The sequence below is a fragment of the Paraburkholderia sp. SIMBA_053 genome, from assembly GCF_046534895.1.
GTDB lineage: Bacteria > Pseudomonadota > Gammaproteobacteria > Burkholderiales > Burkholderiaceae > Paraburkholderia > Paraburkholderia caledonica.
Window position 1 is genome coordinate 1 of record NZ_JAWRXU010001574.1, and the last position, 240, is coordinate 240.

At 67.5% G+C, this 240-nt stretch carries 1 protein-coding gene; it reads left to right on the forward strand.

Going from position 1 to position 240, the window contains the following annotated elements; all coding sequences use genetic code 11:
• Positions 1 to 240: hypothetical protein (locus SB753_RS40860; RefSeq protein ID WP_410805650.1), on the forward strand; the 240-nt coding region annotated here is incomplete at both ends.

A 240-nucleotide genomic window follows, 5' to 3' on the forward strand; every position in this document is an offset into this window, starting at 1 on the left:
CCTGCTCATCACCACGGTCGTGAATCTCGGGTTCAACGCCGCGATCACCACCGTCATCTACTCGCTGCAGCAGGACGGCCACTCCGAGCTCCTGATCGGCACGCTGAGCGCATCGATCGGGGCGGTGATGCTCGTCGGCGCCGTGTGCGCCCCCCTGCTCGTCCCACGCATCAAGGCCGGGATCCTGACGATCGCCGGGCTCTCGGTCGCGACCGTCGGGGTGATGGCGCTCACGATGGT